The organism is Gracilibacillus sp. JCM 18860 (assembly GCF_055395245.1).
This window is the reverse complement of the sequence record NZ_AP043868.1, coordinates 2,276,042-2,288,059: the sequence shown is the minus strand read 5'-3', so window position 1 is coordinate 2,288,059 and position 12,018 is coordinate 2,276,042. Positions and strand designations below refer to the sequence as shown.

The 12,018-nt window shown below is 38.9% G+C and carries 17 protein-coding genes and 3 pseudogenes; 16 read left to right on the top strand and 4 right to left on the bottom strand.

Going from position 1 to position 12,018, the window contains the following annotated elements; translation table 11 throughout:
* Positions 1 to 670 precede the first annotated feature (670 nt).
* Positions 671 to 1,231 carry a Y-family DNA polymerase gene (locus tag ACZ5R4_RS11510; protein WP_347834926.1) on the bottom strand — a complete coding sequence of 187 codons (561 nt, stop codon included), beginning with the start codon at positions 1,229 to 1,231 and terminating at the stop codon, positions 671 to 673.
* Between the two features lie 230 nt (positions 1,232 to 1,461).
* On the opposite strand from ACZ5R4_RS11510, the pseudogene ACZ5R4_RS11505 reads away from it, so the two are divergent.
* Positions 1,462 to 1,593: pseudogene (locus ACZ5R4_RS11505) on the top strand (MerR family transcriptional regulator); the annotation flags it as partial.
* Positions 1,594 to 1,649: 56 nt separating this feature from the next.
* Here the strand turns inward: ACZ5R4_RS11505 and ACZ5R4_RS11500 are convergent.
* Positions 1,650 to 1,871: pseudogene (locus ACZ5R4_RS11500) on the bottom strand (DinB family protein); the annotation flags it as partial.
* A gap of 252 nt (positions 1,872 to 2,123) precedes the next feature.
* Here ACZ5R4_RS11500 and gvpA (ACZ5R4_RS11495) point away from each other — a divergent pair.
* The 13 genes and pseudogenes from gvpA (ACZ5R4_RS11495) to gvpU all read left to right on the top strand — a co-directional run bounded on the left by gvpA (ACZ5R4_RS11495) (position 2,124) and on the right by gvpU (position 7,576).
* A pseudogene (gene gvpA, locus ACZ5R4_RS11495) lies at positions 2,124 to 2,414 on the top strand (gas vesicle structural protein GvpA).
* Positions 2,415 to 2,416: 2 nt separating this feature from the next.
* A complete protein-coding gene (locus tag ACZ5R4_RS11490) occupies positions 2,417 to 2,788 on the top strand; it encodes a hypothetical protein (RefSeq protein WP_054860100.1) in 372 nt (123 codons plus the stop codon).
* 25 nt (positions 2,789 to 2,813) lie between these two features.
* Positions 2,814 to 3,254 (top strand): gas vesicle protein GvpQ, encoded by a 441-nt coding sequence (gene gvpQ, locus ACZ5R4_RS11485; RefSeq protein ID WP_464367327.1) that lies wholly within the window; start codon positions 2,814 to 2,816, stop codon positions 3,252 to 3,254.
* A 39-nt stretch (positions 3,255 to 3,293) separates the two neighbouring features.
* Positions 3,294 to 3,557, top strand: coding sequence for a gas vesicle structural protein GvpA (gene gvpA, locus ACZ5R4_RS11480; protein ID WP_054860102.1), 264 nt, complete (start codon positions 3,294 to 3,296; stop codon positions 3,555 to 3,557).
* 48 nt (positions 3,558 to 3,605) lie between these two features.
* A complete protein-coding gene (gene gvpO, locus ACZ5R4_RS11475) occupies positions 3,606 to 3,872 on the top strand; it encodes a gas vesicle protein GvpO (protein WP_054860103.1) in 267 nt (88 codons plus the stop codon).
* Between the two features lie 15 nt (positions 3,873 to 3,887).
* Entirely contained in the window at positions 3,888 to 4,655 is a 768-nt protein-coding gene (locus ACZ5R4_RS11470) for a GvpL/GvpF family gas vesicle protein (protein WP_464367326.1), read from the top strand.
* A 4-nt stretch (positions 4,656 to 4,659) separates the two neighbouring features.
* Positions 4,660 to 4,917 carry a gas vesicle protein GvpG gene (locus ACZ5R4_RS11465; RefSeq protein WP_054860104.1) on the top strand — a complete coding sequence of 86 codons (258 nt, stop codon included), beginning with the start codon at positions 4,660 to 4,662 and terminating at the stop codon, positions 4,915 to 4,917.
* Positions 4,918 to 4,928: 11 nt separating this feature from the next.
* Entirely contained in the window at positions 4,929 to 5,732 is an 804-nt protein-coding gene (locus tag ACZ5R4_RS11460) for a GvpL/GvpF family gas vesicle protein (RefSeq protein ID WP_109983192.1), read from the top strand.
* Positions 5,733 to 5,747: 15 nt separating this feature from the next.
* Positions 5,748 to 6,002: a gas vesicle protein gene (locus ACZ5R4_RS11455; RefSeq protein WP_054788112.1), complete on the top strand. Its 255-nt coding sequence runs from the start codon at positions 5,748 to 5,750 to the stop codon at positions 6,000 to 6,002.
* Positions 5,989 to 6,273, top strand: a complete 285-nt coding sequence (locus ACZ5R4_RS11450; protein ID WP_054860106.1) for a gas vesicle protein GvpK — start codon at positions 5,989 to 5,991, stop codon at positions 6,271 to 6,273. The genes ACZ5R4_RS11455 and ACZ5R4_RS11450 overlap by 14 nt, the downstream gene beginning before the upstream one ends.
* A gap of 17 nt (positions 6,274 to 6,290) precedes the next feature.
* Positions 6,291 to 6,587, top strand: coding sequence for a gas vesicle protein (locus tag ACZ5R4_RS11445; RefSeq protein WP_054788111.1), 297 nt, complete (start codon positions 6,291 to 6,293; stop codon positions 6,585 to 6,587).
* Between the two features lie 30 nt (positions 6,588 to 6,617).
* Complete coding sequence (gene gvpT / locus ACZ5R4_RS11440; protein WP_109983190.1) at positions 6,618 to 7,160, top strand: YtxH domain-containing protein; 543 nt, start codon at positions 6,618 to 6,620, stop codon at positions 7,158 to 7,160.
* Positions 7,161 to 7,165: 5 nt separating this feature from the next.
* A complete protein-coding gene (gvpU, locus tag ACZ5R4_RS11435; protein WP_109983189.1) occupies positions 7,166 to 7,576 on the top strand; it encodes a gas vesicle accessory protein GvpU in 411 nt (136 codons plus the stop codon).
* Between the two features lie 41 nt (positions 7,577 to 7,617).
* Here gvpU and ACZ5R4_RS11430 read toward each other — a convergent pair whose 3' ends face one another.
* Positions 7,618 to 8,049, bottom strand: a complete 432-nt coding sequence (locus ACZ5R4_RS11430) for a MarR family winged helix-turn-helix transcriptional regulator (protein ID WP_109983188.1) — start codon at positions 8,047 to 8,049, stop codon at positions 7,618 to 7,620.
* Between the two features lie 140 nt (positions 8,050 to 8,189).
* Here ACZ5R4_RS11430 and ACZ5R4_RS11425 point away from each other — a divergent pair, with 140 nt between their 5' ends.
* Positions 8,190 to 9,413, top strand: a complete 1,224-nt coding sequence (locus ACZ5R4_RS11425) for an MFS transporter (RefSeq protein WP_464367325.1) — start codon at positions 8,190 to 8,192, stop codon at positions 9,411 to 9,413.
* Positions 9,414 to 9,456: 43 nt separating this feature from the next.
* On the opposite strand, the gene ACZ5R4_RS11420 is transcribed toward ACZ5R4_RS11425, so the two are convergent.
* The gene (locus tag ACZ5R4_RS11420; protein ID WP_054788109.1) at positions 9,457 to 9,756 is read right to left on the bottom strand and encodes a phospholipase; all 300 of its coding nucleotides are present in this window, start codon (positions 9,754 to 9,756) and stop codon (positions 9,457 to 9,459) included.
* 158 nt (positions 9,757 to 9,914) lie between these two features.
* On the opposite strand from ACZ5R4_RS11420, the gene ACZ5R4_RS11415 reads away from it, so the two are divergent.
* Positions 9,915 to 11,966, top strand: coding sequence for a catalase (locus ACZ5R4_RS11415; RefSeq protein WP_464367324.1), 2,052 nt, complete (start codon positions 9,915 to 9,917; stop codon positions 11,964 to 11,966).
* Positions 11,967 to 12,018: the final 52 nt, after the last annotated feature.

Sequence of the window (12,018 nt, the reverse complement as noted above, 5' to 3'; positions counted from 1 at the left end):
TGCCATTGTCCAGTAACTAGTTGGGTTGCTATTAAAATGGATCATCTCCATGTTCAATGCGAAGATGGTCATAAAATTATGATGAATAATGTTAAGCACCATCCAAATGAAGAATATTTCAAATAGATGAAGATTCTTTTTGGATACGGCATACGTCAGATTTATTATCACTGTTAATGCAAAAAATATTGAAAATGCCATAGCTCCTCCAATAATGCGCACTTATAAATAGTATTATCTCTCTATGTTTAAAATATTCCTTATTCAATCAAAGTGTTTATGCCGAAAATGAACGATTAACAAAACATAGTCATTTACTGCTCATTACAAATATACTATTCAATAATAATGAAATTCCACCATCAGTTATGATTGCGGAAATACCATGAGTCTAACTCTTCGTGTTTTTCTATTGGTAAACGCACTGACATCAAGTGGTAAATTCCGTGGCATTTACTGGTAACATTCTTTGTCATTCGGTGGTGAAAACTATGGCAGAAGTGGTACATTTCAGTGGCCGTAATCAGTATAGTTTATAATTCCAACAAAAAAAGGATGTTAGCTCATATATTAAACTAATTATCCTCTAATAATTATAGTACAGTTAAATTTAAAGCTACACATGTTTCTAAACAATCCCTCTTCTCCCATTATGTACAGACTTTGGTTATCAATTATGTACAGCAAAAAGCCCAGTGTTTAAGGTTTCTTGATTTTGTACATTAAATTTTAGTAGTCTTATTACCACTTTTGCTAAAAATTTATTGTCTCCTATACCTACCACACAAGGTATACCAAACTGTTCAAATATATCTTCCTGTATCATTCTAGCTATATTCATTGTTGAGCCAAACAAATTCTCTGTACCGTCTAGAGTCACCCAAAGTTCGTCTACAGAATATACATGAATAGCTTCTTTTGGAACATAATTATTAACCGTTTTGGTAATAGCAATACTTACTTGTAAATAAAGGTGCATTCTTGCCGGAGCAACAATAATATTTGGGTCGTTTGATAACTCGAAATATCGGCTAACATTGCTAATTTTGTATTTTTTCTTAAGTGCAGGAGATGCAGCAAGGACGATACTTCCTGATCGATTAGGATCGCCAACTACAGCTAGCATTGTTTTCAAGGGATCTAATCCACGAGACACACACTCCACACTTGCATAGAAAGAACGCATATCAATGCACAACACGTTGTGACGAGGATATTTGGAATAATCCATTATAAAACACCTCACAAAAATCGAACATTAGTTCTATTATAAAGTAATTTAGAAGAAAACAATAATATTTTTATCCAATTTATGTTAATTCAAACGAATCATAGTAGCAACTGAAATATTTAATTGATATAATGGCTTAATGGCTAAAAATAATCTAACTAAGAGTTGAAACACAGGTGGTGGTTAGTTGGCTGATGGTGGCTGGTTGGTAATTATTTAGGAGGTGTTAGATGATGGATTCTTGGTTATCAGTTAGTCAATTAAGCGAAATGACAGAAATACCAGAGACAACCGTTCGACGTTATACCCATAAATTTCAAGATTTTTTTAGATATGAAAAAAGAGGACGTGGCAAAAAGTTTCATCCTGATTCTATCAAAGTGATTCAGAGAATTGCTTCACTTTATGAGGAAGACTATGGCATAGTATCTACATTTTCAACTGGAGCAATTACGAGTCCAAAATCTGATAAGTATTCTGGTATACTTGTCGTTAAATGCCAAGCAATCATGCCAAGACTACGACCCTCTGGGTAAACCTGTTGATATAAGGATTTATCGGTTAGCCCCTCCAAAACTTCTTGTGTAAGCATTGCTTCCCTTTCCCATTCTTTCCTGAAGTCCTCCATCGATACATACATATAAATTCTCCTTTATAGAACATTCGTTCCTATAAAGTCCTATTTGTCATGTCAAGGAAGAAAACGTAAACAATTTGTAATAAATAAGTAAAATATCCTTCCGACGAACTAAAAAATCGCTTGAAGCCACCCCTTTTCTCCTTCCTCTGTTAGTAATATTTAAAGAAAATATTTCCATTTCACTGGTAAAGGAAAGGAATTCCTGTTTTAGAGATCTTATTATCGTGGTATGGATAGGTAAGCTAATGATTTATAGATCTCGCGTTTGTTCCTACAACAAATGCGAAGGAGGTCCCCCATGAGTATCCAAAAACAACTGATAGCTCAAGCTTAGCGGAGGTGATCGACAGATTACTGGATAAAGGAATGGTGATTGATGCCTAAGCGAGAGTTTCATTAGCGGGAATTGAGATCTTAAACGTAGAAGCAAGAGTAGTGGTGGCAAGTGTTGATACATGGTTGCGTTACGCAGAAGCAGTTGGATTACTTCGAGATGAAGCCAGAGACAAACTAGAGAATGAAAACCATTCTAAAAGGAGATAGTTATGACAGCACAAAAGCAAGAAAATAGTAACCAAAACTCGCTAGGATACATTTTTATTGGTGGTCTTGTTGGAGCATCCCTTGGTTTGTTATCTAATCCAGGAACAACTCAAACCATTTACAAAAAGATACAGGATTCAGAAGCAACACAAAGGCTAGCGCAAGAGATCGGAAGAAATATACAGGGAATCCTTACCCAACAGGCTATGCTGGCACTAAAACAAGCAGCACCAGCCTATTTGGGAAGTAATCGCTTTGCAGGAAAGCCAGAGGATTCATCCTATCAACAATTAAAACAAGAAAACGAACAGATCAATGAAAGACTAGAACAACTTGAAGAAAAAATCGATCAGCTTTTAGCAGACAACCAATAATACGCCGTTTATAAAGGAGGATCTTATGGAGAATCCAGTAAAGAAGACGGCTAAAAAAATAACGAAAAAAGCAATGGAAAACGCTCCTGATTCCTTAAAGGAAAAAGCAGAAGAGAAGCTCAAAGAAAAAGCAGGGGAAAAAATTCAAGAAAAGGCGCAGGATAAAGCGGAGAAGGCATCAGAAAAGCTAGCAGAAACCGTTGAGCAAAACGCGACAAAGGCCCATGAAACGGCAGCGGACGCAAAGGATAAAGTCCAGGATATTTTATTATCTGTGAGAGATAAGCTGAGTATGGTGAAGGAAGCCGGAGAAAGCTTTCAAGAAAGTATTTCCGAGGACGAATCGAAGCTAAAGAGCTACCGCGAGGTCAAGGGAATCAGTAATGTAAAGAACGCAAGCAATCTAAAGGGAGCAAGTGATATAAAGAGCTCGACAAAGGAAAAATCCTTAATGGATATTAATTAGTAAAGATTCTTAAAATACGACAAGTAAAGGAGAATAATCATGGCTGTTCAAAAAACAACTGATAGTTCAAGCTTGGCAGAGGTAATTGACAGAATTCTAGATAAAGGGATCGTGATTGATGCCTATGCAAGAGTATCAGTAGTAGGTATTGAAATTCTAACAGTAGAAGCACGTGTCGTTATCGCAAGTGTGGATACATGGTTGCGCTATGCGGAAGCCGTTGGGTTATTAAGAGATGAAGTAGAAGAGAATGGACTACCATCCCAACGTAATGAGCGCAGCAATACAGCGTTTGGTATTTAATCAAAGGGTGGCTACTAGCCACCCCCTGTTCTCAAAATGGAGGTAACCATGAAGATAAAAGAAATTATGAATAATGTCACAGATTTTTTTCAAGAGCATATTGCACCGCCTCATAAAATTACATCTGTAGAAAAGCTAGAAGAGGGTGGATGGAGGGTAACAATCGAAGCAGTCGAAGAAAAGGAATATATGAAAAAATATGCGAAGGATGAAATGCTCGGGACATATGAGGTTTTAGTAGACAAGGACAAGGAAATTACGTCATTTAAAAGACTGGATATACGGTACAGAAGTGCTATTGGCGTAGAAAGCTAGAAGGGAGTTATGTAAATGTCAAACCAAGATAATGCTGGAATCTATATCTTTTGTGGGATACAGACAAACGAAAAAGAGGAATTTGGCCCTGTCTCGTTTGATGGAAAGGAATATGACACGTTTACGATACATTATCAGGATGCTGCCATGGTGGCGGCAAAGGTACCTATGAAAATCTACCCTCCAAATAAGGAGAATCTTTTCATGCATCAACAACTAGTATCTAAAGTGATGCAGAGCAAGGATGTAGTCATTCCGATTAGCTTTGGAAATGTATTTCATTCAACAGAGGATGTGGAGGTACTACTAGAAAACCTTTATCCACAATTTGCACGATTATTTCCAGAAATTAAAGGAAAAATGGAGCTTGGCTTAAAGGTAATTGGGAAAAAAGACTGGTTAAAATCTCAAATGAATGAAAGTCAAAAAGTAAAGCGACTTACCAGACAAGTAAATGGGAAGTCGGCGGAAGCGAGCTATTATGAACGAATTCAATTAGGTGGAGCAACCCAAGAAGTCGTCTCCTCTCTTATTCGAGACATAGAAGCCGACATTTATGCCCCATTAAAAACAAAGGCAGAGGCAGCGAAGCTCAATGACCCGATCGGTGATAGGATGCTATTAAATGCTTCCTTCTTAGTAGATCGGGATAAGGAAGAGACCTTCGATCAGTTAGTGAATGAAGCCCATGAAAAATGGCAGGATAAAGTTGAATTTAAGTACAGTGGTCCGTGGCCTGCTTATAATTTTGTCCAAATTCACCTAGCAGTTGAGGAAAGTTGAGATCATGCTACACAAATTAGTAACAGCCCCTATGCGTCTTGTCCAAACAATCGGTGAAAAGGTACAGGAAGAGGTAGATCAAGAATTATATGACCTTCCAACCATTCAACAAAAACTCATTCATTTACAAGCCATATATGAGCAAGGAGATCTTCCAGAAGTAGAATTTAAGGTAAGAGAGGCTGACTTGCTAACAAAATATGAGAATGCGAAACAAAGAGAGTTAGAGCAATGGGAAGAGATGACAAAGAGAAGAGATTAAGGAGAAATACGATGGAACCATTCATTTATTTATATGCTTTTATTCCAGAGGAGGAAGTTGAGAGCAAACCATTAGCTAACATGGAAGGTTTTGATAGGCAGAACAACATTTATACGGTCACTATTGATGGGATTAAGGCAGTAGTATGTCGCCTCCATAGTGAGGAATATTCTGAAGAAGTCATCCAAGAAAAAATAGAAAATGATATGGAATGGCTTCAACAAAAGGCCTATTATCATCACCAAACTTTGATGAAGCTATACGAGGAGTACACGTTAATTCCATTAAAATTTTGTACGATTTACCAAAATGAGGAGAGCTTGCGTCAGAAAGTAGAAGAGAAATTAGACGATATGAGAGAAATCCTCACCCAATTGAAGGAAAAGGAAGAATGGAATCTAAAAATCTACTGTAATGAGGAGAGCTTAAAGAAGATAGTAAGCCAGGATAATCCCACGATTGCGGCAAAAAAGGAAGAAATAAATCAATTGCCGCCAGGAAGGCAGTTTTTTGAAAGGAAAAAAATCGACCAACTAATCATGGACGAACTAGATTTGGAAAAGGATCGGATATGTGAGGTGGCTCATGAGCAGTTAAATCAATACGCCGAGGATGCCGTCATTAAAAAGAATTGGAGCAAAGAAATGACAGGGCGAAAGGAAAATATGGCTTGGAATAGTGTTTTTTTATTAAAAAAGGATCAAGTGGAGCCATGCTTAGAAGAGTTAGAGCAAGCCGAAAAGGAATTAGAAACAAAAGGCTTCACTCTGGAGATAACTGGTCCATGGCCAGCCTACCACTTTGCAAGCTTTTAAGAGAGGGATGCCAACATGCCAAGAAAAGAATCCATAGAGAACAAGGAGATTGCCCTAATTGATATTTTGGATGTGATCTTAGACAAGGGGATAGCGATTAAAGGGGATTTAATCATTTCGATCGCAGGCGTCGATCTTGTTTATCTAGATTTACGTGTCTTGATTTCGTCCGTAGAGAAGCTTGTACAGTCCTATGAGGGAAATGGCGCAGTCGTTTCCTCACAGCAATTGGATAAGCAAAGGAGGGAACTAACCGATGCAACCGAGTAATCAAGCAAATGGCCGTATTAATTTAGACCCAGACAATGCAGAAGAAGGTCTTGCACAGCTTGTGATGACGGTCATTGAATTGCTTAGGCAAATAGTTGAGCGACATGCCATTAGAAGAGTTGAGGGTGGTCACTTAACAGAGGAACAGATCGAAAATCTAGGTGTTGCGCTCATGAATCTAGAGGAAAAAATGAAAGAATTAAAAGATATTTTCGGATTAGATGCAGAGGATTTAAATATTGATCTTGGGCCATTAGGAAGATTGATGTGATAAGGAGGTGCTAATCTATGCCAGTAGAGAACCCAGTACAATCGAACACGATCGTCGATGTATTAGACAAAATCTTAGATAAAGGTGTCGTTATTGCTGGGGATATATCTGTTGGAATTGCAGATGTAGAGCTATTAACGATCAAGATTCGGTTAATTGTTGCCTCAGTAGATAAAGCCAAGGAAATAGGAATGGATTGGTGGGAGACAGATTCTTATCTCACTTCACAAGCGAATGATTCCAGTAAAGTATTGAGGGAAGAAAATAAAAGGCTTCAAGAGAGATTAGATCAGCTCGAGGAAAAGATAAAGTAAGTCTTAACAACCATCAAGGAGGGAAAATGAATGACTAAACTATCGACAAAAAAGCTACCAATTAAACGTACGATCACAGGTGGTGTAGTGGGAGCGACGATAGGCTATCTTGCGACACCAGAGAATGGCAAGAAGCTGTTAACACGGATAAAGGATACAGAATGGAAGGACAAAGGCAGACAAATAGGAAAAGCAACAAAAGGAAAGGTAGTCGATTTAAAGGAAGCAGGGATGCAGAAATCCAAAGAAACAATCCAAAAGGTGAAGGACGCCAATGTTTTTACAAATAGCCATGAGAATCAAGAAGAAGAAACAGAATTAGTGAATGAGGATAGCTTTATCGAACTAAAGGAAGAGAATAAAAGACTTCAAGAACGATTAAAGGGACTGGAAGAAAAAATAAATAATCTCACAGTGACAGAAGAGGACGAGACCAACACAAAGGAGCAAGCGAATAAAAATAATAAAACAACCAAAAAAACAACCTCCACAAAAAGAAAATCCACAAGCAATAAAAAGGCGAATACTTCCGTTACCAATAATGATGATACTAAATCCGAGTCAGGGGAGTGAAAGAAATGAGTGCAAAAGAAATAGATAGTATTCTAGCCTTTTTGGTTGAGGCTACGAATAAGCATCGCTTTTCTTTAGACATTACCTTAAATGTGAATGGATCTATCGTATCTGGAACGACAGTATCTGCAAAAGGATATTTTGAGGGTTTAAGTGATGCCTTTGAGGATGGAAATGATATTTCTAAAAAAATTAGTGAACAGCTCTCGCAAGCAAGTGAAGCAGTAGATGATGGTGGGAGTGAGATGGCTCAATTTATCCATTTGAAAAATGCCAAGGTCTATTGTGGAGATAGTAAACCAACCCCGTCAAGCGGTAAAATTCTTTGGCGAGGAAAATTACAGGAAATTGATGGTTTTTTTCTAGGTAAAATATCAGAGGCTAGGTCAAGCACTTCTTCTAAAACAAAATCATGACCAAAAGGAGATGGTTCCTTAAAGGAGGCATCTCCTTTAGATTATGGTTTCAAACGTTCCACCACATGTTGATTATATTTTTGAAGAAGCTTCCCAAATGCTAGTTGTTCTTCTTCCGACCAATCCTCTAATATCTTACCTAATCTTTCAAAACGTCTTTGTTTATTTTTATCAAGCTCCTCTTCTCCTAATGTGGTGATTTGATAAAAATAGGCTCTTTTATCCTGTGGATTAGGTATTCGTTGAACATAGCTTTTCGATTCAAGTGCTGCTGCTTGTCTACTAATGGTAGAGATATCTAATTGCAAGGCTTCTGCCAAGCTCTTCACCCCTGATGGTCCATTGGATGATAAGATTCGTAAGATAATATAAGCAGAGCGCTCAAGCTGATCATTTCTTTTCTCAGAAATAACGATCCTTCGAATAAAATCGGTAATTTCCTTTTCAATTAATTCAAGTGATGGTTGACTCACAGACCGATGCCTCCTTTCATTTATTAGGAGCTTATTTCTATTATATCAAACTTGACAAAAAATGATATTTAGTTGTATTATACAATAATATTAGTTGTAATGCGCAACTAAAATGGAAAGTTTAGATGAGGAGTTTTTAGATGTCCATTCATACCGCAACAGAGTCTTCCTTGGAAACAAAACCTAGTATTCTTACTCAGCCTAAAGCAGTGTGGGCTGTTTTTTTCGCTTGTATTATTGCTTTCATGGGCTTAGGACTTGTTGACCCCATTTTACCAGCCATTGCGAGTCAACTCCACGCATCACCAAGTGAGGTAACCTTATTATTTACGAGCTATAATGCGATTATGGCGATTGCTATGCTCGTTACAGGTACGATTACTTCGCGAATCGGGATGAAAGGTAGCTTGCTTGCCGGGATTATTATTATTGCTTTATTTTCTGCCTTGGGTGGCTTATCTAATGGAATTTGGGAACTAGTTCTACTACGAGGGGGATGGGGCTTAGGAAATGCGCTCTTTGTCGCAACGGCATTAAGTGCTATCGTCACACTTTCTCCAAGTGGGAATGCGAAAGCAATTATTTTATACGAAGCAGCGATTGGTCTTGGGATTTCCGTCGGGCCACTGATTGGCGGAGCATTAGGGGCGATTTCTTGGCGTGGCCCATTTTTAGGTGTAGCGTCCTTAATGATTATCGCCTTTTTAGCGTTGAGTCTGCTGATGCCAAGCACAAAACCTCGACAATCTTTAGCACGAAAAAAAGTCTCTCTATTGGATCCCTTTCGTGCATTGAAGCACCGCTCACTCTTTGTACTTGGCATGACGGCCGCATTATATAATTTTGGCTTTTTTACATTACTGGCTTATGCTCCATTTGTTTTACATTTAGATGAGCATGGCTTAGGTTATGTATTTTTAGGTTGGGGGCTATTACTAGCGATTACCTCCGTATTTATGGCACCTAAACTACAAAAAAGGTTTGGCACGATAAGGTCTATGTGTATGATGTTAATTTTATTCGCTATGGTGCTTTTATCGATGGGTATATGGAACTCTACCCAGTCACTACTTATTGTGGCAGTGATACTTGCAGGCGGTCTACTAGGAAATAACAATACATTGATTACAACAGCGGTCATGAATGCAAGTCCTGTAGAACGTCCAACTGCATCGGCCGCGTATAGCTTCTTGCGTTTTCTAGGTGGCGCCATTGCTCCATTTACGGCTGGGAAATTAGCAGAGATCTACAATTCAAGTGTTCCTTTTTATGTAGGTGCAGGCTTTGTATTTTTATCGGTCCTATTTATATGGATGAATCGAAGCCATGTCCAACATGTAGATGAGGTAGAAAGTTCTCATTAAGAAGCAGGCTGTCCTTCAGAGGACAGCCTTTTATGTTTACAGATTAACTCTGCCTATCCTTGCCCATTCCACAACGGAAAAAGGTTTGTAGCTGCATATAGCGATAAAGTAGGTGGGCGTGTCTCCCCTTTTCTGTACGATGGTTCACCATGGAACGAATTTGATGTAGAAAAGCTTTGTCACAAGCACATCGATTGGGATTTCGCTGATAGCATTCATCATGCCGCTTACAAGCTGCATCTACCTCATTAATAGGTGCACCAGGACCACTACAGCCGGGCCCACACCAATTGTACCCTTTTGGTATACATAGACGAGGCTTACTTTTTCTTTCGGAAAACAAAGGAATCACTTCCTTTCTGTTCTTAATGTAGTTTATTACATTGGATAATTGCTTGTATATGCTCCTATCTCCATCAAAATTATATTGGTCATGTTTGCTTCTGCTATCGTCAGGGAATAGGATTTATGGCAATATTTTAAGGAGGAGGAAGAAACAACATGAGTAATGAACGAAATGTGAATGGGGCAGACAATAAGAAGGAACAATTAGAACAGTTTACAACCGATGACCGTCATAAGAAAATGACAACAAATCAAGGGTTGAAGGTTTCTGAAGATGAGTTTTCCTTAAAAGCAGGGGAACGTGGTCCAACGATCATGGAGGATTTTCATTTCCGCGAAAAAATGACACACTTTGACCATGAAAGAATTCCTGAAAGAATCGTACATGCTCGTGGTTATGCTGCTCATGGTGAATTTCAAGTATATCATTCAATGAAGGAATATACGAAAGCAGGTTTCCTCCAAGATCCAGATAAGACAACACCAGTTTTTGTACGTTTTTCTACCGTTGCGGGTAGTAAAGGTTCTGGTGAATTAGCTAGAGACGCAAGAGGTTTTGCAACAAAATTTTATACTGAGGAAGGCAATTACGATTTAGTCGGTAATAATATACCAGTATTTTTTATTCAGGATGCAATCAAATTTCCAGACTTAGTGCATGCGTTAAAGCCTGAGCCACATAATGAAATGCCGCAAGCTGCCACGGCCCATGATACATTTTGGGATTTCGTTGCTAATAATCAGGAATCGGCGCACATGGTGATGTGGGCAATGTCTGATCGAGCCATTCCTAGAAGCTTTCGAATGATGGAAGGCTTCGGAGTTCATACCTTTCGTTTTGTGAATGAAGAAGGAAAGTCCCATTTTGTTAAATTCCATTGGAAGCCCATTCTAGGTACGCATTCGGTTGTATGGGACGAGGCCCAAAAGCTCAATGGTAAGGATCCGGACTTTCATCGAAGAGATTTATGGGAAGCGATTGAAGCAGGAGATTATCCTGAATATGAATTAGGGGTACAGATGATTCCAGAGGAAGATGAATTTACATTTGATTTCGATATTTTAGATCCAACCAAGCTCTGGCCAGAGGAGGATGTTCCTGTTCAATTGATTGGGAAAATGACATTGAATCGCAATGTGGATAATGTCTTTGCAGAAACAGAACAGGTCGCCTTTCATCCTGGACATGTCGTCCCTGGGATTGACTTTACCAACGATCCATTGTTACAAGGTCGATTATTTTCTTATACAGATACACAGCTGATCCGTTTAGGAGGACCGAATTTCCATGAGCTTCCGATAAATCGTCCGGTATGCCCATTTCATAATAATCAGCGGGATGGTTATGGCAGACAAACGATTAATCGTGGACCAGTAAGCTATCATAACAATTCACTGGCACAGAACACGCCAGAAACATCGACAGAAGAAGAAGGTGGCTATAAGCATTATGATGAGAAAGTCGATGGTCATAAGATCAGGGCAAGAAGTGGAAGTTTTAAAGATCATTTTTCTCAAGCTACCCTATTCTGGAATAGTATGAGCAAGGCGGAGAAGGAGCATATGATCAACGCCTTCAGTTTTGAGCTTGGGAAGGTAGAGAATACCTCTGTAAGGGAGCAGGTTGTGGAGATGTTTTCCCATGTAAGTACTGAGCTCGCACATGGATTTGCGAAGGCAATAGGGGTAGAACCACCTAAGGAAAAAGAGATCACCGTGACAAAGTCCTCCCCAGCTCTAAGCCAGGAGAATACAGCAAAAAGACCAGAAACACGGAAAGTTGCTGTGATAGTCGGAAAAGGCTTTAATGGTGTAGAGCTTCAAACGGTTGTTAACACATTAAAGCGAGAGGGGATTCATGCTGAAATTCTAAGTAATACTTTAGGTACAGTCAAAGGTTCAGATGGCGTGGAATTAGCAGTAGATCAAACCTTTTTAACAGCAGACTCTGTCCTGTTTGACGCAGTCTATGCAGTGACTGGAAGTGAGGAGGATAAAAGCTTTTATAAGAAGGCTGTCTTATTTGTTTATGAGGCATTCTCGCACTTTAAACCAATTGGGGCAACACAAGAAGGCCAAAAGCTTTTAGAGGTAGATGAAATGAAGCATAGTCCTGGTGTGATCATTGAAGATGAGCCACAGGAATTTGCGAATCAATTTATCGATGCAATAGCATCACATAGGTTTTGGAATCGAAAGGTTTTGTAATAAATGAGGAAGCCAGGGGGTTTAAAGCCTCTGGTTTTTTTTGTGATTATTT